This window comes from Saccharopolyspora spinosa NRRL 18395, assembly GCF_000194155.1.
Classification (GTDB): Bacteria; Actinomycetota; Actinomycetes; order Mycobacteriales; family Pseudonocardiaceae; genus Saccharopolyspora; species Saccharopolyspora spinosa.
In genome coordinates this window covers 2,527,065-2,549,921 of sequence record NZ_GL877878.1, presented here as the reverse complement: position 1 = coordinate 2,549,921, position 22,857 = coordinate 2,527,065, and the positions used below count along the sequence as shown (strand labels likewise).

Genomic DNA, 22,857 nt, shown 5'->3' with positions numbered 1-22,857 from the left:
GGCTCACCGCCGGTTGCGGTGCTCCCAGAAGAAGCGCACCGCGAGTGCGATGACGACGAGGAACCCGGCGCCGATCACTGCTTGCCCCAACGGGCTGGACAAGCCGGTCGGATCGGCCAGCAGGAGTAGCACACCACCAGGGTACGGCCGCCGCGTACGCTTGCGGGCGATGCGCCACACAGCTTTCCGCCAACGCATGGCCGACGAATTCGGCCGGGTTCGCGCCGAGATGCTGGCCCAGGACCACGTTTTTTCGTTGCTCGGCGGGCGCACGGTCGACCAGGCTCTGGAAGCCGGGCTGTCGACCAAAGAGGTCTGGCAGGCCGTCTGCGACGCCTTTGAAGTTCCCGCCGAACGGCGCTAGGACTCCGGGCCCTCCTGCCGCTCGGCCGTCGGCCGTTGCGAGGGTCGGCGTTCCGGCACCTCGAAGTCCGCCCACAGGTTCTGCGCGCTGATCTGTTGCTCGGGGGTGCGCCCCGCGTCCTGGTAGTGCTGGTAGGCCCGGCGCCGTTCCTCCTGCATGTGCCGGTACGCCTCGGATTGCACCAGCCGGTGCTGCTCCGGCGTTGGATGGCCCTCGGCGACGGCGACCTCGGCCCGGCAGATCTGTTCGAGCTCGGCGATCCGCCGTTCATCGGCTAGCCGCTGCTCCGGGAAGTCCTGGGCGGGCGGCTCGTGGTGCCGGTAGCGCACGTAGGGGTTGTCCTGCGGCAGGCCGCCGCTGAGCCGGCCGTAGAACCCGAAGAACATCAGCAGCATGCCCGCGATCAGGCTGAACACCACGTTCGGCAGCTTGAAGGCGAACACGTTCCAGGGCGTGTTCAGCAGGCCCAGGTTGATCAGCCCGGACAGGAAGAACAGCACCCCGATGGCGGCGGTAGTGGTGGAGGCGACCGGTCCGCCCCAGGCCGCGGCGCTGATCAGGAGGACGCCGACCACGACCGAGACCAGGGCCAGCAGACCGTTGCTGGACAGCCCGACGATGTCGATGCCGCTGGTGGTGAACAGCGGAACCTGGTTGGCCAGCCCGAACGCGCCGAAGACCAGCAGGAAGGCCCCGAAGATGGCGGCCGCGACCCGGTAGAACCGGCTCAGCGGGTGGTCGGGTGGCAGGTAGCGGTCCATTCGCATGGTCGGCACCTCCTCGGGGCCGGGCGGCAGGTTCACCCGATGGGTTATTCCGAGTGTCCACCTCGTTTGCGCTGATCGCACCGTCACACGATCAGGTGGTGGAGCTGGCGTGTCGGGACGGTGATCGAACATCCGTTCGGCTAGGATGGGATCGCACGGGATCGAATGGGTGAAGCACCCTGCAGCCGGATTGTCGGTCCCTGCCCGTAGCGTCTGATCTGACACACGACGACCAAGTTCGACTCGACCAAGGTGGACCCCCGATGGCAGCGACACCAGACAAGGGCAAGGCGCTGGAGCTCGCGCTCGCCCAGATCGACAAGCAGTACGGCAAAGGGTCGGTCATGCGGCTCGGCGACGAGTCGCGCGCACCGATCGAGGTCATCCCGACCGGTTCCATCTCGCTGGACGTCGCGCTGGGAATCGGCGGTCTGCCGCGAGGCCGCATCGTGGAGATCTACGGCCCGGAAAGCAGCGGTAAGACCTCCGTGGCGCTGCACGCCGTGGCCAACGCGCAGAAGCTGGGCGGCACCGCGGCGTTCATCGATGCCGAGCACGCGCTGGACCCGGAGTACGCCAAGGCGATCGGGGTGGACACCGACGCGCTGCTGGTGTCCCAGCCGGACACCGGCGAGCAGGCGCTGGAGATCGCGGACATGCTGATCCGCTCCGGCGCGCTGGACGTCATCGTCATCGACTCGGTGGCCGCGCTGGTGCCGCGCGCCGAGATCGAGGGCGAGATGGGCGACAGCCACGTGGGTCTGCAGGCCCGGCTGATGAGCCAGGCGCTGCGCAAGCTGACCTCCGCGCTCTACAACGCCAAGACCACCGCGATCTTCATCAACCAGCTCCGCGAGAAGGTCGGCGTGATGTTCGGCTCGCCGGAGACCACTACCGGTGGCAAGGCGCTGAAGTTCTACTCGTCGGTGCGCCTGGACGTGCGCCGCATCGAGACGCTGAAGGACGGCTCGGACGCGGTCGGCAACCGGACCCGGGTCAAGGTGGTGAAGAACAAGGTCGCCCCGCCGTTCAAGCAGGCGGAGTTCGACATCATCTACGGCGTCGGCATCAGCCGCGAGGGCTCGCTGATCGACATGGGCGTCGAGCAGAGCATCATCCGCAAGTCCGGTGCCTGGTACACCTACGAGGGCGACCAGCTCGGCCAAGGCAAGGAGAACGCCCGCAAGTTCATGCGGGAGAACCCGGACATCGCCAACGAGATCGAGAAGCGGATCAAGGAGAAGCTCGGCATCGGGGCGACGCTGGACGCCGAGAACGCCGAACCGGCGCCGGTGGACTTCTGATCCCGCTGAGCACCTGCTGGACGTCTAATGCAGATGAACGGTGACGGTGCGCGTCGGGGGAGCGGTGCACAAAGCCGCGTCCCCGACGACGCCCCGCCGGGTGGTCCCTCGGACGCGGCGGAGGACTCGAAGCCGCGGCGCAAGCCGGACGACCCCGAGCAGCTGGCCCGCGACACGGTGTACCGGCTGCTGACGGCCCGCGCGCGTAGCTGCTCGGAGTTGCGACAAGCCTTGCTGCGCAAGGAGATCGACGAGGACATCGCGGACGCGGTGCTGCAGAAGTTCGTCGACGCGGGCCTGGTCGACGACGCCTCGTTCGCCGAGGAGTGGGTGCATTCGAGGCAGCGGTCCCAAGGGCTGGGGCGCAAGGCGCTCGGCTTCGAGCTGCGCCGCAAGGGCGTCGAAGAGCACGTGGTCGAAGCGGCGCTGTCCACTGTGGATGGCGACGCGGAGGTCGAGCAGGCGCGGGAGCTGGTGCAGCGCAAGCTCCGCACGATGGCGAACCTGGACCATGCGGCGAAGATGCGCCGCATGGTGGGCATGCTGACCCGCAAGGGCTATTCCGAAGCCCTGGCTTTCCGCGTGGTGCGAGAGGAAATCGAGCGCTCCGGCGCCGACGCCCCGGACCCCGACCTCGAATTCCCGTGATCGACCTCGTCGCGGCTGCGTTCGTTGGCTGAGCGAGCAGACCTGTCGAGCGGCCGGTGCGCGATGTGCACAGGCCGCTCAGCTTTCCCTGGTATGGCGGTAAAAACTATTCGGCGCACTGGAATCCACACGAAGCGTCTCCGAATGGTCGATGTCCCGCTCCACGTAGCTGAGCATCCTTAATTCTGGGACGGTGGTACCGGAACCTCGGTGTGGGATCGTAGAGTGCCCGTCATGAAGTCGAGGCGACGCGTGAACCACATCGTGTGGGACTGGAATGGGACGATCTTTTCGGACAACCACGCCGTGGTCTCGGCGGTGAACGAGGTCTGCACCGCCTTCGATCGAGAACACATCGACCTCGACGAGTGGCGGTCCGTATTCAGTCGTCCGCTGTTGCAGTGCTACGAGCGGTTGCTGCACCGCTCGCTGACTGACGAAGACTGGGCGCGCATCGACGTGCTGTACCACGAGGCGTACCGGGATCTACTGCACACCTGCGGCCTGGCAAACGGAGTTCCCGATGTGTTGGAGGAGTGGACCACGGTGGGCCGCAGTCAGTCCCTGCTGTCCATGTGGTTCCACGATGAGTTGGTGCCGCTGGTGGCGAAGTACGAGCTCACTGGCCTTTTCAAGCAGGTTGACGGTCTTCGGGCAGGAATTGGAGGGGGGTCGAAGGCTGCCCACCTGGAGCGGCATCTGGCCGAGCTGGGTCTTGCCCCAGAGGAAGCCGTCGTGATCGGCGACGTGGTGGACGATGCTGAAGCGGCGGCCCACGCAGGAGCCAACTGTGTGCTGGTGACGACTGGGGTTATGAGTCGAAGTGCCCTGGAAGCGGCTGGCGTCCCCGTCGCTGACTCCATTCAAGAAGCTGTGTCTTGGCTTGCATGAGTACTGTTATTGCAGTTCAGATGGTGCAGTCGATGTTGAGAAACCCGTTGGAACGGGACACTCCTCGACGACAACCACGCCGTGGTGTCCGCGGTCAACGCCGTCTGCGCGGCGTACGACCGCGAGCGCATCGACCTCGACGAGTGGCGGTCCGTATTCAGTCGTCCCCTGTTGCAGTGCAACGAGCGGTTGCTGCACCGCTCGCTGAGTGACGAAGCTTCGCCGCACGCCGCGACCGGTAGTGCACCCTGCGCCAACGTCATCGGGACCGCGCGGGTCGCTGTCAGCAGAGCCATCGGAGCAGGGAGATCCAAGGCAGGCGGGCGCAGAAGGCTTCGCCTTTCGGGATGACGTGCTCGTGCAGGCTGTAGTCGTCAGTCGTCAGCGAACCGCGACCGGTCAGGGTGAGTCCGAAGCTCAGCCCGGTGGTGCCCTCCGGTGCAGATGGGGTCGTCCACTTCGCCGACGCCCAGTCGGCCGAGGCGCCGAACCACGGACTGGTGATCCAGTAGCGCCAGACACCGGTCTCGTCGCGGCGGTAGACGGCGAGTTGGGTGGGCGCGGTCGACTTGTACCAGGCGCTGAGGTCATAGGTGTTGTTCGCGTGTGCGGCCGGAGCCGCCTCGCCCATGTCGAGCTGCTGCGTCAGCTTCGCATCGCCGCTGGTGTATTCGGTGATGTCCAGCCGCTGCGCCCACCGTCCGCTGTGCGCATCCCCGACCGTGGTCCACTGTGGATTGTTCTGGCCCCAGCTGCTCTGCACCCAGCCGCGCGGGCCCGGTTCTTCCAGCGACGCGTTGACCAGCCCGTCGCGCGGTGCGGGTGCCGGCGGCGGGACCAGTGTGCGGAATCCGCCGCCGATCACCTGGTCGACCGTGCGCACCACCGTGCCGTTCGCCTGCCGCTGCGCCAGCCAGGACGCGAACTGGTCCAGCACGACCGGGCTGATCGACAGTGGGCCGCAGAAGTCGCAGGTCCGGTGCAGCACCAGCGGAACCCAACCGCCGCCGGATGCCTCGGCCCGCAGCACCACCTGCTGCAGGTCCTCCAGGGTCCACTCGGGGTCGATCATGCCGGTGCCGCGCACCATCTGTGGGTTCAGCGGTGGCATCGATTCGGCGGGAGCGCAGTCGGAGCAGCCGTGCCCGGTCCTGATGCTGCCGGTGACCCGTGAGCTGTTGTACCCGCAGTCCTGCGCCGCCTGCTCGGCCTCGCGGTTGAAACTGCCGAACGGGTAGGCGAACGAGGTCGGCCGGAAGCCCCAATGCACGAGGTTGGCGCGGTCCTGGCAGATCTCCCGGCGGGCTTCGTCCGGCGAGACGGCGATGATGTCGGGGTGGTTGACCGTGTGCCCGCCGATCTCGTGCCCGGCGGCGGCGAGCGCGCGCAGGTCGTCCAGGCTGAGGTAGCTGCGCGCGCCGATGAATCCGGATACCACGTAGAAGGTGCCGCGCATCCCGTACTTGCTGAGGATTCGCGCGCCGGAGATCTGCGAAACGCTGCCGTCGTCGAGGGTGAAGGTGACCACGGTGCGCGGAGGCTGAGCGTTGGCGCTACCCGGCACGCCGAGGAGAACCGCGAGCAGCGTCGCGCAGACGTAGACAACGGCTCCGCACAGCCGTTTGCGGGCCGGGCGTGCTCCGTCCATGACTGACCGCCAACGGGTCGAAAGAACTTGACCACCAGCACGCTACGGACGATCTCGACGGCGGTAGAACCAGCTGCTGCGGGGTACGGCCTACCGCGTTTAAGGGAGAAACTCCGTGAGTCCTTCTGGTAGCCGTAGGAGGCTGTTTTTGGAAGTGATCGTCCGAGGCGGGGCGGGCTTGTGTCCTTGAAGCGGCGAAGCCGCTCGGCTCACCTATGCAACTTGCAAAGACGCCGGCTGGCGAGAACAGCCCCGGGGGCGTACATCAGTCGGGGATCCCCGAGTCCAGGAGGCTTCTTATGCACCGCTACCCGCACCGCTACGCAGGACGAGTTTGAAACAGCCTTATAGCACCAAAAGACTCACGGGCGGTTGCTAGCCCTGCGGGGAGCGCAGTGCGGCGGCTTCGCGGGCCAGTTGCTCGATCCGAGCCCAGTCGCCGGCGGAGAGCAGGTCCTTCGCCGCCAACCACGATCCGCCGACGCAGCCCACGTTGGGCAGCGCGAGGTAGTTCGGCGCGGTCTGCGGGCTGATCCCGCCGGTCGGGCAGAACTTCAGGTCCGGCAGCGGCCCGGCGATCGCCTTGAGGAACGGCACACCGCCGCTGGGCTCGGCGGGGAAGAACTTCATCGCCGTGACCCCGCGCTCGGCCAGCCGCATCGCCTCCGACACCGTGCCCGCGCCGGCCAGGTACGGCACCCCGGATGCGTCGATGTCGTCGAGCAGCCGGTCGGTCGTCCCGGGCGTGACCAGGTAGCAGGCCCCGGCGTCGGCGGCACGCTTGGCCTGACCTGGTTCAGTGATCGTGCCCGCCCCGGCGACCATTTCGGGCACCTCGGCGGCGATGCGCTCGATCGCGGGCAGCCCGGCCGGGGTGCGCAGGGTGACCTCGATGGTGCGGATTCCGCCACGCAGCAGGGCTTCGGCCAGCGGCACGGCGTGCGCGACGTCGTCCAACGCCACGACCGGGACCACCGGGGCGAGACCCAGCACGTCAGCTGCAGTGTTCATGAGGTGGTTCATCCGTTCCTAGTGCGTGCGGCGTCCCGGCTAGTGTCCGCGAGTGCTTTCGGGCGCTTATCGCACCCAAAAGTACTCACGGCACGTGACCAGCGGAAACAGCCGCCTCTTCTCGTCGGGATCGGCGCAGGTGGTCACCGGTGTCAGACGGTCGCGTCGGTCGGCTGCGCCTGAAGCTGGGTGAACACGCTGGCGCCGCGATCGGCCCGCCCGACGGCCTGCCGGAACGCCGCGAACAGCTCGCGGCCGGTGCCGAACTGGGCTCCGGGCGCGACCGGTGCGTTTTCGCGGGCGGCGAGCTCGTCGTCGGGCACCAACACCTCCAGCGTGCCGCGGTCGGCGTCCAGCCGGACCACGTCGCCGTCGCCGATGCGGGCCAGCGGCCCACCCGCGCTGGCCTCCGGGGTCAGCTGGATGGCCGCCGGAATCTTGCCGGACGCGCCGGACATCCGGCCGTCGGTGACCAGCGCGACCTGGTGGCCACGGTCCATCAGCACGCCCAGCGCGGGGGTCAGCCCGTGTAGCTCAGGCATGCCGTTGGCCTGCGGGCCCTGGTTGCGGATCACCACCACGACGTCGTGGTCCAGTTCGCCTGCCTGGAACGCGGCGGTGAAGCCGTGCTGGTCGTCGAAGACCCGGGCGGGTGCGGTGACGGTGCGGTGCTCCGCGCTGACCGCGGACACCTTGATCACCGAGCGGCCGAGGTTTCCGTCCAGCACCCGCAGGCCGCCGTCGGGCGCGAATGGCTCGTCGACGCCGCGCAGCACGTCCGGGTCCAGGCTCTTCGCGGGCGCATCCCGCCACACGAGCTCCCCGTCCTCCAGGAACGGCTGCTGCCGGTACCGGTCCAGCCCCGGCCCGGCGACCGTGTTGACGTCGGGATGCAACAGGCCGGCGTCGAGCAGCTCGCCGACGAGCGTCTGCACGCCCCCGGCGGCGGCGAAGTGGTTGATGTCGGCCGAGCCGTTGGGGTAGACCTTCGCCAGCGATGGCACGACCGCGGACAGGTCGGAAAAGTCGTCCCAGGTCAGCTCGATCCCGGCCGCGGCGGCGATGGCCACCAGGTGCAGCGTGTGGTTGGTTGAGCCGCCGGTGGCCAGCAGCGCGACCACGCCGTTGACGATGGCCCGTTCGTCGATGATCTCGCCGATCGGCGTGTAGTCCGCGCCGCGCCCGAGCTGCACAACGCGACGGGCGGCCTGCTCGGTGAGGGCCTTGCGCAGCGGGGTGCCCGGCGGCACGAAGCTCGACCCCGGCAGGTGCAGGCCCATGACCTCGACGACGAGCTGGTTGGAGTTGGCGGTGCCGTAGAACGTGCAGGTGCCGGGCGAGTGGTATGACGCGGACTCGGCTTCCAGCAGGTCCTCGCGGCTGGCCTTGCCCTCGGCGAACAGCTGCCGGATGCGGCTCTTCTCCCGGTTGGGCAGCCCGGAGGGCATCGGCCCGGCGGGTACCAGCACGGTCGGTAGGTGCCCGAACGACAGCCCACCGATCAGCAGGCCGGGCACGATCTTGTCGCACACGCCGAGCAGCAGGGCACCGTCGAACATCTCGTGGGAGAGTGCGACACCGGTGGCCATCGCGATGACGTCGCGAGAGAACAGCGACAGCTCCATGCCGGTGCGGCCCTGGGTGATGCCGTCGCACATGGCGGGCACGCCGCCGGCGAACTGGGCGACACCGCCGGCCTCGCGCACCGCGTCCTTCAGCCACGCCGGGAACTCGGCGTAGGGCTGGTGCGCCGAGAGCATGTCGTTGTACGCGGACACGATCGCGACGCCCGGTTTGGTGGCTCCACGCACCGCAAGCCGGTCAGCACCGCTGCACGCCGCGAAGCCGTGCGCGAGGTTGCTGCAGGGCAAGTCGGTGCGGGCCGGGCCGCGTGCCCCGGCCGCTCGGATGCGTTCGAGGTACGAGGTGCGGGTCGCGGCACTGCGCTCCGCGATCCGCTGGGTGACTTGTTCGACGACGTGCTGTGTTGGCGGCGCCATTGATCGCCTCCGGAAAGGCTCGAAATGCGGGGCGACGACGCTGGCGCCTCATGACGGCAGTCACACTAACGGGTGTGGCCTGGATTTCACAATCGATACAGCAGGGCGGGGATCCGGTCTCGATCGGGCCGCCGGGTGCGCGATCATGGGTGGTAGACCGAGATGTGAGGAGGGGGCCGATGCGGATTCGCGCGCTCGTTGCGTTGGTGTCCGTGGCTGCCGTGCTGTCGGGCTGCGGGCAGGATGCGCCGCCCGGGTCGAACGCGTTGCCGCCGCCGAACCTGCCCGCCCCGACCACGCCGGCGCCGTCGAGCCCGGCCCCGTCGGTTGGCGATTCGGTCGAGCTCGACACCTCGCCGACCATCGAGCGGATCAAGCAGCGGCGCCAGCTCCTGGTCGGGGTGCGGGTGGACGCGCCGCAGTTCGTCACCCGCGATCCGGCGGGCGAGTACCAGGGCTTCGACGTCGAGATCGCCCGCGACCTGGCGAAGCGCATCGGCCTCGCCCCGACCCAGGTGCAGTACCGGCGTCTGCCGTCGACGCTGCTGCTGGACGCGGTGGCCTCGGGCAATGTGGACGTCCTGCTCGGCGGTACCGCCGATTCCCCGCAGCTAGCTGCCGTCGGGCCGTACGTGGTCACCGACAGCAAGCGCTACGTCTTGATCAAGTCGGACGACAAGAAGCTGGCCGAGCAGCTGCAACAGATGCTGGACGCCGCAGTCGCCGATGGCTCCTGGCAGCGCGCCTACGACGCAACCCTGCGCCCAGCCGGGATCAACGCCCGCCCGCACTGACCGGCTCCGCCTAATCGCGCAGCTCAATGCCCGTGAGCGTTTTCCGGCGCTGGAGCACCCGAAAACGCTCAGCGAGCAACTCCTCGCGCGACAGTTTCCCAGGACCAGCCACATAGATCATCTCAGGCAGCGGTCACGCCACCCGACCCAGCGACCCAGCTGAATAGTTACGGTCAGAAGTCAGTTTGGACTGGGGCTAGCTTCCGTCCGATAAGACGTTCACCAACTCGGAAAGCTCTGTGCAACATTCCTGAGTAACCAGCGGATCGCTCACTCTCGGCTGCCGGGACCCGGTTCAGGCCCCGGCAGCCGAGAGCTGTTTCAGTCTCCGAGCGGAGTCTCCGTAAGGGGAGTGGTAGCCGGCGCGATCTGTTTGGTCTTCTTCGTGCGCCGGTTTCGCTTATCGAGGTAGTTCGCGAACCACGTGAGCAAGAGGCATATCGAGATATAGATTGCTGCCACGACCAGGCTCACCGGGATAATCGGCCGGTCGAGCGTGGGAATACCGCCGAGGTACCGGGCGTAGTACAGCAATTCCTGATAGGTGATCAGGAAGCCGAGAGCGCTGTCCTTGAGCAGCACCACGAGTTGGCTCACGATGGCTGGGAGCATGACGCGCACTGCTTGCGGCAGCACCACGTTGCGCATGACCTGGCTCTTGCGCATGCCGATGGAATAAGCCGCCTCGCTCTGCCCTGCTGGAAGTGCGTTAACCCCAGCGCGGAAGACCTCGGCAAGCACCGAGCCGTTGTAGAGCGTCAGGCCGAGCACGACCGACCAGTACTGGCCGAAGTTCACGCCCAGCCCCGGTGCCGCGTAGTACAGGAAGAAGATCAGGATGACCAGCGGGATCGCGCGGAACACCTCGACGATCGCCGTGCACGGCACCCGGATCCAGGCGTGGTCGGAGAGCCGACCGAGCGCGAACACCGCGCCGAACGCCAGCGCGAGCACGGCGCCCATGAGGAACGCGCGGACGGTGTTCCACAGAGCCCCGAGTAGTTCCAGCTGGATCTGCTCGTAGAGCAGCCATTCCCACTTGCTGGCGTCGAACTGCCCGGTGGCGTAGAAGCGGAGCACCACGTAGCCGAGCAAGGCAAGCACCACAACGGCGCTGACGACGCTGATGAGCCGGTTGCGCACGCGGGCGCGCGGGCCGGGAGTGTCGAACAGAACGCTGCTCATCGGGCCACGCTCCAACGTTTCTCGAAGCTGCGCTGGATCAGGGTCAGCGGGATAACCAGGATCAGGAAGCCGATGGCGATCCACACGAAGGCGTTCAGTGTCGGCTCACCCTGCTCGTTGAGGAACGGGATGACCGAGCCGACCTCTGCCACGCTGAACCCAGCCGCGACGGTCGTGTTCTTCAACAGCGCGATCAGCACGCTGACCAGCGGTGGAACCACGGCACGGAAGGCTTGGGGGAGGATCACGTTAATCAGCGACTGGGCGAAGCCGAGCCCGATGGAGCGCGCCGCCTCGGCCTGTCCGACCGGCACCGTGTTGATCCCAGCCCGCAACACCTCGCAGACGAACGCTGAGGTGTAGATGGTCAGCGCGATCACAGCAGCGGTGAAGAACGGGAACTGGATCAGCTCCAGTTTGGGGTAGGCGAAGACGAAGAAGAAGAAGATCAGTGTCAGCGGCGTGTTGCGGAGCAAGGTCACGTACCCGGCGCCGACGGCCCGCAACGCTGGGACGGGGCTGACCCGCAGCGTTGCCAGGATCGTGCCCAGTACCAGCGAGGCTGCAGCGGCCAGCAGGAAGAGCTCGATCGTCCGCAGGAAGCCTCTGGCCAGGACGTCGCCGTACTCCACCAAGATGTTGATCAATGAGTACTCCTGGAGTAACCGGATGCCCAGGGCGCGCTGCGGCCCTGGGCATCCGATGACGGGATCAGTAGCGGTCCACCTTGGGGGGCGTGGCGGACGTTCCGGACTTGCCGAGGGTGGCGTCGTAGACGCGCTTCCACTCGCCGTTGGTCACAGACTGCTCCAGGATGTCGTTGATCTTGTTGCGCAGCGCCGTGTCGTTGTGCGCGAGGCCGACCCCGTACGGCTCCTCGGAGAACGTCTTGCCGACGACCTTCAGCTTGTCCGGGTCCTGCGCAGCGTAGCCCTTGAGGATGGCGTCGTCAGTGGTGACGGCGTCGATCTGGCGGTCGAGCAGCTGCTGCACGCACTCCGAGTAGCGCTGGAACTCGACGATGTTCTGCGGCTCGGTGAGCTGGTCCTGCTTGACCCGCTGGATCGGGGTCGACCCGGTCGCCGAGCAGACCTTCTTGCCCTTGAGCGAGTCCTTGCCGGTGATGTCGGTGTTGTCCGCGCGGACGAGGAGGTCCTGCCCGGCCATGAAGTACGGCCCGGCGAAGCTGATCTGTTCCTTACGCTTGTCGTTGATCGTGTAGGTGCCGACGTAGTAGTCCACTTCGCCGGTCGAGATCGCCTGCTCGCGCGCGGTGGACGGGATCGGCTTGTAGTCGATCTGGGTGTTCGGGTCGAACCCGAGCTGCGCGGCGATTAGCCGGGCGATCTCGATGTCGAAGCCGGAGTACTGGTTGGTGACCGGGTCGCGGAAACCGAGCCCGGGCTGGTCCTCCTTGACACCGATCGTCACACGGCCCTTCTGCTTCATCCGGTCGAACGTCGGTGAGCCTTGGACCTGCACGTTCTGGGCGACGTTCTGCTGAACTTGCGGTTCGCCGCCGCCGGGACCACCCTCACGTCCACAGCCGGTCAGCGCCAGTGCCAGCGATGCGGCCAGCACCGTCATCAGCCGCAATTTCTTGGCTCGCATTTCGTCTCGCTGCCTCTCTCTGAAGTATGTCAGTGGGTGAGGATCTTGCCCAGGAAATCCTTGGCGCGGTCGCTCTTCGGCGCGCTGAAGAACTTCTCCGGTGCCGTGTCCTCGACCACCTCACCGTCGGCCATGAAGAGCACGCGGTGCGCGGCACGGCGCGCGAAGCCCATCTCGTGTGTGACCACCAGCATGGTCATGCCCTCGGCAGCGAGGTCGGTCATGACCTCCAGGACCTCGTTGACCATCTCGGGGTCCAGCGCCGAAGTCGGCTCGTCGAACAGCATCACCTTCGGCTTCATCGCCAGCGCGCGGGCGATCGCGGCTCGCTGCTGCTGTCCGCCGGAGAGCTGCGCCGGGTACTTCTCGGCCTGGTTCGCGATGCCGACCCGTTCCAGCAGTTGCAGAGCGTTGTCCTGAGCTTTGTCCCGGCTCTGCTTGCGGACCTTGATCGGGCCCAGCGTCACGTTCTCCAGGATCGTCTTGTGCGCGAACAAGTTGAACTGCTGGAACACCATGCCGACGTCAGCGCGCAGTTCGGCCAGCGCACGGCCCTCGGCGGGCAGTGGCACCCCATCGACCTCGATGCGGCCGGAGTTGATCGGCTCCAGGCGGTTGATCGCCCGGCACAACGTCGACTTGCCGGAACCCGACGGCCCGAGGACCACGACGACCTGGCCCTTGGGGACCTCGAGATCGATTTCCCGCAGCACGTGCAAGGAGCCGAAGTACTTGTCGACCGCGGACATCCGGATCATCGGGACGTCCGTGGGAGCTGCGGTCATTCATTCTCCTGAACGCGTCAAGTGGATTCGATGGCCGAAATTTAAGCCCCCGATGGGGGATAGTCCAGTCAGCTGCGGAGAACACTGATTGCAAGTTGGTTACGCTACGGAGTCGTGAAGCCGGTCCGAAACCTCCGGTTCGACGCACGTGGCCGGCCGCCGCGCACCCGCACGGGCGGGTGAATCCGCGATCTGACCAGGCGCTACCGTGGAACGGTGAGCACGAGGACGTACGAGATCCGAACTTTTGGCTGCCAGATGAACGTGCACGACTCCGAGCGGCTCGCAGGCATGCTGGAAGACGCCGGGTACGTGCGCGCCGAGTCCGACGCCGCCGACGTGGTCGTGTTCAACACCTGCGCGGTCCGGGAGAACGCCGACAACCGCCTCTACGGCACCCTCGGGCACATGCGGCCGGCCAAGGACCGCAACCCGGACATGCAGATCGCGGTCGGTGGCTGCTTGGCCCAGAAGGACCGCGACACGATCGTCAAGCGGGCCCCCTGGGTGGACGTCGTGTTCGGCACGCACAACCTCGGCTCGCTGCCGACCCTGCTGGAGCGCGCCCGGCACAACCACGAGGCCGAAGTCGAGATCCTCGAATCGCTGGACGTCTTCCCCTCCACCCTGCCCGCACGCCGCGAGTCGGCCTACTCGGGCTGGGTGTCGGTCTCGGTCGGCTGCAACAACACCTGCACGTTCTGCATCGTGCCCGCGCTGCGCGGCAAGGAGAAGGACCGCCGTCCCGGCGAGGTCCTCGCCGAGGTGCAGGCGCTGGTGTCCGAAGGTGTGCTCGAAGTGACGCTGCTGGGGCAGAACGTCAACGCCTACGGCGTCGAGTTCGGGGACCGCTTCGCGTTCGGGAAGCTGCTGCGCTCCTGTGGGGAGATCGAGGGGCTGGAGCGGGTCCGCTTCACCTCGCCGCACCCGCGCGACTTCACCGACGATGTGATCGAGGCGATGGCCGAGACGCCGAACGTCTGCCCGCAGCTGCACATGCCGCTGCAGTCCGGTTCGGACCGGGTCCTCAAGGCGATGCGTCGCTCCTACCGCTCCGAGCGGTACCTGAACATCGTGCGCAACGTGCGCGAGGCGATGCCGGACGCGGCGATCACCACCGACATCATTGTCGGCTTCCCCGGCGAGACTGAGGAGGACTTCGAGCACACACTGGAGGTCGTGCGGCAGGCGCGGTTCTCCAGCGCGTTCACCTTCCAGTACTCCAAGCGGCCCGGCACGCCCGCGGCCGAGATGCCCGACCAACAGCCCAAGGAGGTCGTGCAGCAGCGCTACGACCGGCTGGTCGCGCTGCAGAACGAGATCTCCTGGGAGGAGAACAAGAAGCTGGTCGGCAGCCCGGTGGAATTGTTGGTCGCCGAGGGTGAGGGCCGCAAAGACGCCGAGACGCACCGGCTCTCGGGTCGGGCCCGCGACGGGCGGCTGGTGCACTTCACCCCGGCCGGTGCCACCGACGGTGAGATCCGGCCCGGCGACGTCGTGCACACCACGATCACGCGTGCCGCGCCGCACCACCTCGTCGCCGACACGGACATCGCCGGCCACCGCCGCACCACGGCCGGTGATCACTGGGAAGAGGGTGTGCGACCCAAGACCTCCGGAGTCAGCCTCGGGCTGCCGTCGTTCGGAACCCCGCCGCAGCAGCCCGCCGACCAGCAGGGATGTGCGTGTTGAGCAAGGCGGAAGGTTCGGCCGGGTCGCGCCGCGCGCTGACCGGGTCGGAACGCGAGGTGCTGCGTCGCATCGACCCCGGCACGCGCGCGCTGGTGATCGCATCGGTGATGCTCGTGCTCGTCCTGTGCTCGCTGCTGCCGTGGGTCCGCGGTGCCGCAGGCTGGGAGGTGCTGATGGGGCAGGCCGACCCGGCGCTCAAGATCGGCCTGCTGCCGCGGTTGTTCGCGATCAACTCGACGATCGTCGGAATCGGCCTGAGTGCCCTGGCGCTGATCACCCGGCGTTGGATCTTCGCGTTCCTGGCCGGACTCGCCGGTGTGGTGGTGACGTTCGAGGGCGTGATCGCGATCTGGTCGCGCCAGACGAGCGGCGCGGAGGGCCCGTCGATCGGCCTGTTGCTTGCGGTGGCGTGCATGGCCGTGCTGGCCGTGCAGTGGATGCGGATCGTCTGGTCCCGTTCCTGACCTCTGGTTCGCCCGGCCAGTGCAACCCGATCACCGCTACTGGGGCAAGCGGCTGCACGGCACGCCGCTCTACTGCAAGCCGTTCCTCGACCGCTTCCCGGATCGCACCGCCAAAGTGGTCACCGCGATCGCGCACGTCGAACCCGGCGGGGTGCTCGTGCACTGCAGCGCCGGCCGCGACCGGACCGGGATCATCGCACTGATGCTGCTCGCCTTCGCCGGGGTGGCGGCCGACGAGATCATCGCCGACCACGAGCTCAGCCACGACCGGCTACGACCGCTGTTCGACAGGCTCGGCTGGCCAGACCAGGAGCCGCTGATCGACGAGGCACTCGCCCAGCACGGCACCACCAGGGTCGAGGCGCTGGCGGCGGCCCTCGACTCGTTCCACGCAGCGGCCCACCTGCGCTCCGGCGGCTGCACCGACCACGACCTCGCCGCCCTCCGGGCGAGGTTGCTCGCCTGACGGCGAGTTCGGTGCGCCGGACGCGCAGGTGGGCCTCCGGTGTCGAAACCCGCCGTCAGCGGCTGGCGATCGCCTGCTCCGCAGCCGTCAGCCACTCACGCCACTGGGCGGCCTGCTCCTCCGCCTGCTTCGCACGGCGTTCGTCGCCCGCCGCGCGGGCCTTCTCGGCCTGCCCCTCGAACTGCTCCACCCGGTCGCGGAACTGGTCGACCCGGGCCTGCGCCTCCGGGTCGGTGCGCCGCCACTGGGCGTCGGCGGCCGACCGCACCCGGTCGGCGACCGCGCGCAGCTTGCCCTCCAGCTCCCGCACCCGCTCCCGTGGCACCTTGCCGATCTCGTCCCACCGTTCCTGGATCCGCTGCAGGTGGGCCTGCGCGGTCTTGAGGCCGGCGGACGGGTCGATCTGCTCGGCCTCGACGAGCAGCTCCTCCTTCAGCTTGGCGTTCGCGGCGAACTCGGCGTCACGCTCGGAGAACGCCTCCGACCGGCGGCTGAAGAACCGGTCCTGCGCGGCGCGGAAGCGCTGCCACAGCAGCTCGTCGCTATCCTTCGGGGCGCGGCCGGCGGCCTTCCACTCCGTCATCAGCTGCTTGTAGCGGTTCGCGGTTTCGCCCCAGTCGGTGGACTCGGTCAGCGACTCCGCTTCCTCGACCAGCTCCTGCTTGTGCGCCTTGGACGCCGCGCGCTGCCGGTCGAGCTCGGCGAAATGCGAGCCCCGGCGGCGGCTGAAGGCGTCCCGCGCCTTGGAGAACCGGCGCCACAACTGCTCGTCGGTCTTGCGGTCGACGCCGCGGACCTTCTTCCACTCGTCGAGGATCTCGCGCAGCCGGTCGCCGGCGTTCTTCCAGTGCGTGGACTCGGCGGCGATCTGCTCGGCCTCGGCGACCAGCGCTTCCTTGCGGGCGACAGCGTCCGCCCGGGCGCGTTCCTTCTCGTGCTTGGCGCCCTCGACGGCCTGCTCGGCCTGTACCACCAAGTGCTCGATCCGGGCGGTCAACGCCACCAGGTCGCCGATCACGGCGGCTTCGGCCAGCGAATCGCGTAGGTGCTTCGCGCTGGTCAGGGTGTGCTTCGGCTCACCGGCGTGAGTGCTCAACCGGGTCTCCAACAGCTCGACTTCGGTGAGCACGTCGTCGAACTTCCGCGCGTATAGGGCCAGGCCTTCGGCGGCATCACCGGCCTGCCAGGAACCGATCGCCCGCTCCCCTTCGGGGGTGCGGACGTACACCGTGCCGTCGGTGTCCACCCGCCCCCACTTGGCAGGGTCGGCGGAAGCGGTCGGTACCGCGGGCGCAACCGTGGGTGACCCGGTGGTGCTGGTGGTCGAGTCCGCGGCCGCCTTGTTGGCGACTGCCTCGGGGGTCGTGTCCTGGTGCGTCATGGCCGGCTTCCTCCTTGCGTGCCCGCTCTGATGCCCGTGTCCGGCACGGGCGCCCCGCATCGGCGGGGCCCAGCAAGCGTCGACCCGAACCGTTCGTTGGTCCGGCCTCCGCTGGCGCATTCAAACAGGTCAGGGCGCGAATCGGTACTCCGTCGCGGAACCGATGCGCCGGGGAGTCGGCGCGCACCGCGACGTGGTGCCCGGATCGAACCTGTGACCTGCACGGCTCCATTGTCATCAGGCACCTGTTCGGCCGCAGCGGGCAGGGGGCGGTAACCCGCCTCAGCCTCCTGCCGCCGGTTGCGGCTCCCTGCTCTAGCCAACTCGCCCGTGACCTCTACCGTGCACAGGTGTGATCACCCGTGTCGCTGTGGTGCCCTACCCGCCGTTGCTGGTTCCCGCGTTGACCGTGCGGGCCGACCCGGAAACCGTTCGCTTGCGGGGCGCCTGTCTGCGCGCCGTGTCCAGTCTGACTGACTCTGCCGCCGAATGGGTGGCCGTTGGCGTAGATCAATCAGGGCCGCAGGTGCTCGGACCGGACACGGCGGGCACTTTCGCGGGCTTCGGCGTCGACTTCCCGGTGACTCTCGGTGGCGCCGGCACCCCTGACCCGGAGCTGCCGCTACCTGCGTTGATCGCCGGACTACTGCGTGAGCAAGCAGGGGCGCTGGCGGTCACGACGCACCTGTTGGCGCCGGGCACGCCAGCCGGGGATTGCCAGCGGCTCGGCGCGGAGCTGGCTGCCGACGATGTCGGTCTCCTGGTGCTCGCCGATGGCACCAACCGCTCCGACGAGCACTCGCCGTACTCGCCGGACGAGCGGGCAAAGCCGGTCGACGAGCAGATCCGCAGCGCGCTGGCCGACGTCGACACGGCAGCGCTGCTCGCGCTGGAACCGGAACCGTGCGCGGAGCTCGGCGTCGCGGGCCGGGCCGCGCTCCAAGTCCTGCCCGGCGTCGTTGAGGCCACCGGCGGGACCTGGCGAGGCGAACTCCTGTACTCGGCCACCCCGTTCGGCGTCACCTATTACGTGGCGACCTGGACTCGCACAGCCTGAACAGGGTGTTTCCGCAGGGCTGCGTCCACACCCGTCTTGCGTGGCGGTGCCGATGCGTCTGGTCTGCGGGATTCCCGACTTGTGCATGACCAATACGCGGCTTCGGGCCTGTCCTCACCGAACCTGACAACCCGCAGCGGTGCGTTGCGAGGGTGGGCTGATCGGCAGCGCCGCTTCAAAAGCCCGCCCCACGGCGCCCCGGACGATCCTCCAATACAGCTTTTACCGCGCCCCAACGCACTCACGGCCCCTGGTCAGCAGAAATACCGGGCGGACCGCTGTGCTGCGCGCCCGGCACGCGCTTCTAAGGTCGAAGCGTGCAGTCCTTCCCGCATCTGGTGGCGATCGTCGGTCCCACCGCCACCGGCAAGTCAGACCTCGGCATCGAGCTCGCCTCAGCCTTCGACGGCGAGGTGATCAACGCCGACGCCATGCAGCTCTACCGAGGGATGGACATCGGCACGGCCAAGCTCTCCGCCGCGGAACGCCGCGGCATCCCGCACCACCTGCTGGACGTCCTCGACGTCACGGAAACCGCCTCCGTGGCGGCCTACCAGCAGCAGGCGCGCGACGCCGTCGAAGATGTCCTCGCCCGGGGCCGGACTCCGGTGCTGGTGGGCGGCTCCGGCCTCTACGTGCAGGCCGTCGTCGACGACCTGTCCTTCCCCGGCACCGACGCGCAGGTGCGGGACAAGTACGAGCGGGAGCTGGTGCGGGTCGGCCCGGCCGAGCTGCACCAGCGGCTGCAGGAGCTCGACCCGGCGGCCGCGGAAACCATCCTGGCCAGCAACGGTCGCCGCATCGTCCGGGCGCTGGAGGTCATCGAGATCACCGGGCGGCCGTTCTCGGCGAACCTGCCCAAGCCCGGACCACCCCGCTACGGAGCGGTGCTGATCGGGCTGGACCGGCCCGTCGAGGACCTCGACGACCGGGTGGACCGCCGGGTGACCCGGATGTTCGACGCCGGACTGGTCGACGAGGTCCGGAGGCTGGAGAAGGCCGGGCTCCGGCACGGCCGCACCGCCAGCCGCGCGCTGGGCTACCAGCAGGTGCTCGGCGAGCTCGACGCCGCGGGCGACATGGCCGCCGCCGCAGCCGAGACCGCGAAGCTCACCCGCCGGTTCGTCCGGCGGCAACGCTCGTGGTTCCGCCGAGACGCGCGGATCAACTGGTTCGACGCCGCCGACCCGAAGCTGGCATCCGACGTCCGCGCGCTGCTGGGCGAGTAGCGAACCAGCGCTGCTCCTCCGAGGCGACGCCCCGAACGCGGCTTTCCGCAGGCCGGCGTCGAGCCGCGCCGGACCAGCGACCCGGCGAACGTAGACTGGGCGCGTGCATTCCTCCCAAGGGCCCGAGTTCATCAAGGGCCACGGCACCCAGAACGACTTCGTCATCCTGCCCGACCCGGACGGCGCGCTGAAACTCACCGACGAGCGGGTGCAGGCGCTGTGCGACCGGCACCGCGGGCTGGGTGCAGACGGCGTGCTGCGGGTCATCCGCGCAGGGGCGCTGGAGGACGCCCCCGCCGACGTGCCGGCCGACGTGTGGTTCATGGACTACCGCAACGCCGACGGCTCGATCGCCGAGATGTGCGGCAACGGTGTGCGGGTTTTCGCCCGCTACCTGATCGACGCCGGGCTGGCCGCACCCGGCGAGCTGCCGGTTGGCACGCGCGCTGGCGTCCGGTGGGTCCGAACCCACGACGACGGCCAGGTCACGGTCGATATGGGCCCGGCAAAGGTCTTCGGCGAGTCCACCACGAGCGCCTCCGGGCACGCCTTCGCCGGAGTCGCCGTCGATGTCGGCAACCCGCACCTGGCCTGCGTGAGCGACGTGGACCTCGCCGAGCTGGACCTCAAGACCGCCCCGCCGCATGACCAACACCTTTTCCCGAACGGCGTGAACGTCGAGTTCGTCCGGCCGCTCGAAGGTGACCACGTGCAGATGCGCGTGCACGAGCGAGGCGTCGGCGAAACCCGTTCCTGCGGCACCGGCACGGTCGCCGCCACGGTCGCGGCGCTGCGTGCAGCCGGTGCGGAAACCGGACGCCGGGTCGTCCACATCCCGGGTGGCACCGTGGAGGTGGAGGTCACCGCGACCAGCTCCACCCTGACCGGCCCCGCCGTCCTGGTGGCCCGCGGAAACCTCGATCCCGCCTGGTGGCAGCAGCCGTAACCGCCGCTGGCACGCGTCACACCAGTGCAAACGGGTAATGCCAGGAGCGAGGCGTGAAAATCAGTCGCGGACCGTGGGACAATGGTCTCGATATGAAAAACTCTTTGACCTGGTCCGCCGAGCTCGACCGCGATGCGGTCGAAGCCGACGAATACGAACCCATCTTCACTGCGGAACCGTCCACGGGCGAGATGGAGCTCGCAGACCGTGCGTCGCTGCGGCGGATCGGCGGTCTGTCCACCGAGCTCGCGGACATCACCGAGGTCGAATACCGCCAACTCCGCCTCGAGCGCGTGGTGCTTGTCGGGGTCTGGACCGACGGCGACGCCGCGCACGCCGACGCGTCGTTGACGGAGCTCGCCCGGCTCGCCGAAACCGCCGGCTCCGAGGTGCTGGAAGGCATCATCCAGCGCCGCGACCGCCCGGACCCCGGCACCTACGTCGGCTCCGGCAAGGTCCGCGAGCTGCGTGACATCGTCGTCGCCACCGGGGCGGACACCGTCATCTGCGACGGCGAGCTCTCGCCCGGTCAGCTGCGGCAGCTGGAGGAGAAGCTCAAGGTCAAGGTGGTCGACCGGACCGCCCTGATCCTGGACATCTTCGCCCAGCACGCCCGGTCCAAGGAGGGCAAGGCGCAAGTCGAGCTCGCCCAGCTGCAGTACTTCCTGCCGCGCCTGCGCGGTTGGGGCGAGACGATGTCCCGGCAGGCCGGTGGCCGCGCCGGCGCCAACGGCGGCGTCGGTACCCGTGGTCCCGGTGAGACCAAGCTGGAGACCGACCGGCGGCGCATCCACAAGCGCATCAGCAGGCTCCGCAAGGACCTTTCCGCGATGCGCACGGTGCGCGGCACCAAGCGAGGTCGGCGGGAGGCCAACGCGGTTTCCAGCGTGGCCATCGCCGGCTACACCAACGCCGGGAAGTCCAGCCTGCTGAACGCGTTGACCGGGGCCGGAGTGCTGGTGGAGGACGCGCTGTTCGCCACCCTGGACCCGACCACGCGGCGGGCCAGCACGCCGGACGGCCGGAACTACACGTTGACCGACACGGTCGGCTTCGTCCGGCACCTGCCGCACCAGCTCGTGGAGGCGTTCCGCTCGACGCTGGAAGAGGTCAGCGGCGCGGACCTGCTGGTACACGTCGTGGATGGCTCCGAACCGTCGCCGCACGAACAGGTCGCTGCGGTGCGCGAAGTGCTGAACGAGATCGCCGAGGATCACACGACGGCGATGCCGCCGGAACTGCTGGTCGTCAACAAGATCGACTCGGCCGATGCGACCCGGATGGCCGAGCTTCGGCGGCTGCTGCCCGACGCTGTGTTCGTCTCCGCGCAAAGCGGCAAAGGCATCGAGGAGCTGCGCGAGGCCATCGCCGACCGGTTGCCCCGGCCCGACGTCTTCGTGGACGCGCTGGTGCCCTACACCCGTGGCGAACTCGTCGCGCGGGTGCACGCCGAAGGCGAAGTGGTCGACGAGGAACACACCCCGGACGGCACCCGGGTCCGCGCCAAGGTCCGGCCCGACCTGGCCAGCGCGCTCCAGCCGTTCGCGGGAACCGGGTGAGCACTGCCGGTGCGGGCGGTGCGGCTGCGGCCGCACTGCTGCTGTTGGTGGGCTCGGGTACGGCGCCCGAGGCTGCTGCGGAGCAGGTGCTCGCGCCGGTCGAGAAATGTCGCGTTGACGACAAGCGCCTCGCCGAGTTGTCCGGTCTCGCATCGGATGGCTCCGCCTGGTACGCCATCAGCGATGGCGGCAGCTCGCTGCGGGTGTTCGTGCTGGATCCGGCCGACTGCTCGGTCCGCGGAATCCGGACAGCGTCGAATGACCCCTACGACGTCGAGGACCTCGCGTTGGGGCGCGACGGATCGCTCTGGTTGGCCGACACCGGGGACAACCGTCGCCGCCGGGACGACATCGCGCTGCACGTGATGCCGCCAGGCGGCGGCGCGACGCTGTACCGCCTCGCCTACCCGGACGGGCCGCACGACGCGGAGGCCCTGCTGCTCGACCGGGCCGGCGTGCCGCACATCGTCACCAAGGAACCGCTCGGTTCGGCCGGTATCTACGGCCCGGCCGGACCATTGGCGGCGGATCGCACCGTGCCGTTGGAGCGGGTCGGTTCGATCTCGCTGCGTTCCACCCAGACACCGGGTGGCCCCTTTAACGGCTCGCTCGGCTCGGTTCTGGTGACGGGTGGGTCCGTTAGCCAGGACGGCACGGTGGTCGCGATCCGCACCTACACCGAGGCGTACGTGTACGACGCTCCGGACGGCGATCTGGTCGCGGCATTCCAGCGCGAACCGTTTCGCATCTCGTTGCCGAACGAGCAACAAGGCGAGGCGATCGCGTGGGAACCGGACGGCGCACTGCTGTCCGCGTCGGAAGGCAACCAGCCGGTCCGGCGCATTCCCGGGGTGGCGGCAGCAGCGCGAGCGACCGGGGCGCACACCGAAGGCGACGGCTCGGCTAAGCCGACGCTGGGCGGTGACGTTGACCAAGCGCAACTGGCGGACCGGACCGGTTCCGGGATGTCCGCCGGCCAAGCTCTGTTGCTCGCGGCCGCGGTGGCCGGACTGCTCATCTTCGTGACGCGTCGGCTGCGCCGCTGAGCGGCCGCG

General features: G+C 68.6%; 23 protein-coding genes. 13 read left to right on the top strand and 10 right to left on the bottom strand.

From position 1 onward, the window contains the following. Positions 1 to 3 precede the first annotated feature (3 nt). Positions 4 to 180, bottom strand: coding sequence for a hypothetical protein (locus tag SSPN_RS56655; protein ID WP_010695241.1), 177 nt, complete (start codon positions 178 to 180; stop codon positions 4 to 6). Between SSPN_RS56655 and SSPN_RS0112795 the strand changes: the two genes are divergently transcribed. Further along, positions 170 to 364 (top strand): DUF3046 domain-containing protein, encoded by a 195-nt coding sequence (locus SSPN_RS0112795; RefSeq protein ID WP_029535270.1) that lies wholly within the window; start codon positions 170 to 172, stop codon positions 362 to 364. The genes SSPN_RS56655 and SSPN_RS0112795 overlap by 11 nt on opposite strands. On the opposite strand, the gene SSPN_RS48810 is transcribed toward SSPN_RS0112795, so the two are convergent. Further along, positions 361 to 1,131 carry a DUF4383 domain-containing protein gene (locus SSPN_RS48810; protein ID WP_049887630.1) on the bottom strand — a complete coding sequence of 257 codons (771 nt, stop codon included), beginning with the start codon at positions 1,129 to 1,131 and terminating at the stop codon, positions 361 to 363. The two genes, SSPN_RS0112795 and SSPN_RS48810, sit on opposite strands and share 4 nt — an antisense overlap. Before the next feature lie 263 nt (positions 1,132 to 1,394). Between SSPN_RS48810 and recA the strand changes: the two genes are divergently transcribed. The 3 genes from recA to SSPN_RS0112775 all read left to right on the top strand — a co-directional run bounded on the left by recA (position 1,395) and on the right by SSPN_RS0112775 (position 3,974). Further along, positions 1,395 to 2,435: a recombinase RecA gene (recA, locus tag SSPN_RS0112785; RefSeq protein WP_010695238.1), complete on the top strand. Its 1,041-nt coding sequence runs from the start codon at positions 1,395 to 1,397 to the stop codon at positions 2,433 to 2,435. A 27-nt stretch (positions 2,436 to 2,462) separates the two neighbouring features. Beyond that, complete coding sequence (locus SSPN_RS0112780) at positions 2,463 to 3,083, top strand: regulatory protein RecX (RefSeq protein ID WP_010695236.1); 621 nt, start codon at positions 2,463 to 2,465, stop codon at positions 3,081 to 3,083. A gap of 252 nt (positions 3,084 to 3,335) precedes the next feature. Then, the gene (locus SSPN_RS0112775) at positions 3,336 to 3,974 is read left to right on the top strand and encodes an HAD family hydrolase (RefSeq protein ID WP_010695234.1); all 639 of its coding nucleotides are present in this window, start codon (positions 3,336 to 3,338) and stop codon (positions 3,972 to 3,974) included. Positions 3,975 to 4,257: 283 nt separating this feature from the next. Here the strand turns inward: SSPN_RS0112775 and SSPN_RS43630 are convergent, their stop codons facing one another. From SSPN_RS43630 to edd, 3 genes are all read right to left on the bottom strand, one after another. Beyond that, entirely contained in the window at positions 4,258 to 5,622 is a 1,365-nt protein-coding gene (locus SSPN_RS43630) for a polysaccharide deacetylase family protein (RefSeq protein ID WP_010695232.1), read from the bottom strand. Between the two features lie 375 nt (positions 5,623 to 5,997). Then, positions 5,998 to 6,633, bottom strand: a complete 636-nt coding sequence (eda, locus tag SSPN_RS0112765; protein WP_010695231.1) for a bifunctional 4-hydroxy-2-oxoglutarate aldolase/2-dehydro-3-deoxy-phosphogluconate aldolase — start codon at positions 6,631 to 6,633, stop codon at positions 5,998 to 6,000. 152 nt (positions 6,634 to 6,785) lie between these two features. After that, on the bottom strand, positions 6,786 to 8,633 hold the full coding sequence (gene edd, locus SSPN_RS0112760) for a phosphogluconate dehydratase (protein ID WP_010695230.1): 1,848 nt from the start codon (positions 8,631 to 8,633) through the stop codon (positions 6,786 to 6,788). 179 nt (positions 8,634 to 8,812) lie between these two features. Between edd and SSPN_RS0112755 the strand changes: the two genes are divergently transcribed. Next, positions 8,813 to 9,427: a transporter substrate-binding domain-containing protein gene (locus SSPN_RS0112755; protein ID WP_010695229.1), complete on the top strand. Its 615-nt coding sequence runs from the start codon at positions 8,813 to 8,815 to the stop codon at positions 9,425 to 9,427. A gap of 321 nt (positions 9,428 to 9,748) precedes the next feature. Here SSPN_RS0112755 and SSPN_RS0112750 read toward each other — a convergent pair whose 3' ends face one another. From SSPN_RS0112750 to SSPN_RS0112735, 4 genes are all read right to left on the bottom strand, one after another. Further along, positions 9,749 to 10,612 (bottom strand): amino acid ABC transporter permease, encoded by an 864-nt coding sequence (locus tag SSPN_RS0112750; protein WP_010695228.1) that lies wholly within the window; start codon positions 10,610 to 10,612, stop codon positions 9,749 to 9,751. Then, on the bottom strand, positions 10,609 to 11,256 hold the full coding sequence (locus SSPN_RS0112745) for an amino acid ABC transporter permease (protein ID WP_029535267.1): 648 nt from the start codon (positions 11,254 to 11,256) through the stop codon (positions 10,609 to 10,611). Before SSPN_RS0112745 ends, SSPN_RS0112750 begins: the two co-directional genes overlap by 4 nt. A 67-nt stretch (positions 11,257 to 11,323) precedes the next feature. After that, the gene (locus tag SSPN_RS0112740) at positions 11,324 to 12,223 is read right to left on the bottom strand and encodes a glutamate ABC transporter substrate-binding protein (RefSeq protein ID WP_029535266.1); all 900 of its coding nucleotides are present in this window, start codon (positions 12,221 to 12,223) and stop codon (positions 11,324 to 11,326) included. Between the two features lie 29 nt (positions 12,224 to 12,252). Beyond that, positions 12,253 to 12,981: an amino acid ABC transporter ATP-binding protein gene (locus tag SSPN_RS0112735; RefSeq protein WP_010695225.1), complete on the bottom strand. Its 729-nt coding sequence runs from the start codon at positions 12,979 to 12,981 to the stop codon at positions 12,253 to 12,255. A gap of 243 nt (positions 12,982 to 13,224) precedes the next feature. Here SSPN_RS0112735 and miaB point away from each other — a divergent pair, with 243 nt between their 5' ends. The 3 genes from miaB to SSPN_RS43625 are packed head-to-tail and all read left to right on the top strand — an operon-like array spanning position 13,225 to position 15,630. Next, on the top strand, positions 13,225 to 14,700 hold the full coding sequence (miaB, locus tag SSPN_RS0112730) for a tRNA (N6-isopentenyl adenosine(37)-C2)-methylthiotransferase MiaB (protein WP_083821695.1): 1,476 nt from the start codon (positions 13,225 to 13,227) through the stop codon (positions 14,698 to 14,700). Then, positions 14,688 to 15,164: an Rv2732c family membrane protein gene (locus SSPN_RS0112725; RefSeq protein WP_029535263.1), complete on the top strand. Its 477-nt coding sequence runs from the start codon at positions 14,688 to 14,690 to the stop codon at positions 15,162 to 15,164. Before miaB ends, SSPN_RS0112725 begins: the two co-directional genes overlap by 13 nt. Positions 15,165 to 15,183: 19 nt before the next feature. After that, entirely contained in the window at positions 15,184 to 15,630 is a 447-nt protein-coding gene (locus SSPN_RS43625) for a tyrosine-protein phosphatase (RefSeq protein WP_010695222.1), read from the top strand. A 55-nt stretch (positions 15,631 to 15,685) separates the two neighbouring features. Here SSPN_RS43625 and SSPN_RS0112715 read toward each other — a convergent pair whose 3' ends face one another. After that, a complete protein-coding gene (locus SSPN_RS0112715; RefSeq protein ID WP_010695221.1) occupies positions 15,686 to 17,011 on the bottom strand; it encodes a DUF349 domain-containing protein in 1,326 nt (441 codons plus the stop codon). A 352-nt stretch (positions 17,012 to 17,363) separates the two neighbouring features. Between SSPN_RS0112715 and SSPN_RS0112710 the strand changes: the two genes are divergently transcribed. From SSPN_RS0112710 to SSPN_RS0112690, 5 genes are all read left to right on the top strand, one after another. Then, the gene (locus SSPN_RS0112710) at positions 17,364 to 18,068 is read left to right on the top strand and encodes a class III extradiol ring-cleavage dioxygenase family protein (RefSeq protein WP_010695218.1); all 705 of its coding nucleotides are present in this window, start codon (positions 17,364 to 17,366) and stop codon (positions 18,066 to 18,068) included. A 317-nt stretch (positions 18,069 to 18,385) separates the two neighbouring features. After that, positions 18,386 to 19,297, top strand: coding sequence for a tRNA (adenosine(37)-N6)-dimethylallyltransferase MiaA (miaA, locus tag SSPN_RS0112705; RefSeq protein WP_010695216.1), 912 nt, complete (start codon positions 18,386 to 18,388; stop codon positions 19,295 to 19,297). Positions 19,298 to 19,400: 103 nt separating this feature from the next. Next, positions 19,401 to 20,243: a diaminopimelate epimerase gene (dapF, locus tag SSPN_RS0112700; protein WP_010695214.1), complete on the top strand. Its 843-nt coding sequence runs from the start codon at positions 19,401 to 19,403 to the stop codon at positions 20,241 to 20,243. A 191-nt stretch (positions 20,244 to 20,434) separates the two neighbouring features. Next, positions 20,435 to 21,802: a GTPase HflX gene (gene hflX / locus SSPN_RS0112695; protein ID WP_237710640.1), complete on the top strand. Its 1,368-nt coding sequence runs from the start codon at positions 20,435 to 20,437 to the stop codon at positions 21,800 to 21,802. Next, positions 21,799 to 22,848, top strand: coding sequence for an NHL repeat-containing protein (locus SSPN_RS0112690; protein WP_010695211.1), 1,050 nt, complete (start codon positions 21,799 to 21,801; stop codon positions 22,846 to 22,848). The genes hflX and SSPN_RS0112690 overlap by 4 nt, the downstream gene beginning before the upstream one ends. Positions 22,849 to 22,857 lie beyond the last annotated feature (9 nt).

Excerpts from the sequence above, each read along its gene's own strand:
- hflX (WP_237710640.1), top strand. The coding sequence starts at position 20,435 with ATGGAGCTCGCAGACCGTGCGTCGCTGCGGCGGATCGGCGGTCTGTCC.
- SSPN_RS0112735 (WP_010695225.1), bottom strand. The coding sequence starts at position 12,981 with ATGATCCGGATGTCCGCGGTCGACAAGTACTTCGGCTCCTTGCACGTG.
- eda (WP_010695231.1), bottom strand. The coding sequence starts at position 6,633 with ATGAACACTGCAGCTGACGTGCTGGGTCTCGCCCCGGTGGTCCCGGTC.
- SSPN_RS48810 (WP_049887630.1), bottom strand. The coding sequence starts at position 1,131 with ATGCGAATGGACCGCTACCTGCCACCCGACCACCCGCTGAGCCGGTTC.
- recA (WP_010695238.1), top strand. The coding sequence starts at position 1,395 with ATGGCAGCGACACCAGACAAGGGCAAGGCGCTGGAGCTCGCGCTCGCC.
- SSPN_RS0112715 (WP_010695221.1), bottom strand. The coding sequence starts at position 17,011 with ATGACGCACCAGGACACGACCCCCGAGGCAGTCGCCAACAAGGCGGCC.
- SSPN_RS43630 (WP_010695232.1), bottom strand. The coding sequence starts at position 5,622 with ATGGACGGAGCACGCCCGGCCCGCAAACGGCTGTGCGGAGCCGTTGTC.
- SSPN_RS0112795 (WP_029535270.1), top strand. The coding sequence starts at position 170 with ATGCGCCACACAGCTTTCCGCCAACGCATGGCCGACGAATTCGGCCGG.
- SSPN_RS0112750 (WP_010695228.1), bottom strand. The coding sequence starts at position 10,612 with ATGAGCAGCGTTCTGTTCGACACTCCCGGCCCGCGCGCCCGCGTGCGC.
- SSPN_RS0112740 (WP_029535266.1), bottom strand. The coding sequence starts at position 12,223 with ATGCGAGCCAAGAAATTGCGGCTGATGACGGTGCTGGCCGCATCGCTG.
- SSPN_RS0112780 (WP_010695236.1), top strand. The coding sequence starts at position 2,463 with ATGCAGATGAACGGTGACGGTGCGCGTCGGGGGAGCGGTGCACAAAGC.
- SSPN_RS0112755 (WP_010695229.1), top strand. The coding sequence starts at position 8,813 with ATGCGGATTCGCGCGCTCGTTGCGTTGGTGTCCGTGGCTGCCGTGCTG.
- SSPN_RS0112725 (WP_029535263.1), top strand. The coding sequence starts at position 14,688 with ATGTGCGTGTTGAGCAAGGCGGAAGGTTCGGCCGGGTCGCGCCGCGCG.
- edd (WP_010695230.1), bottom strand. The coding sequence starts at position 8,633 with ATGGCGCCGCCAACACAGCACGTCGTCGAACAAGTCACCCAGCGGATC.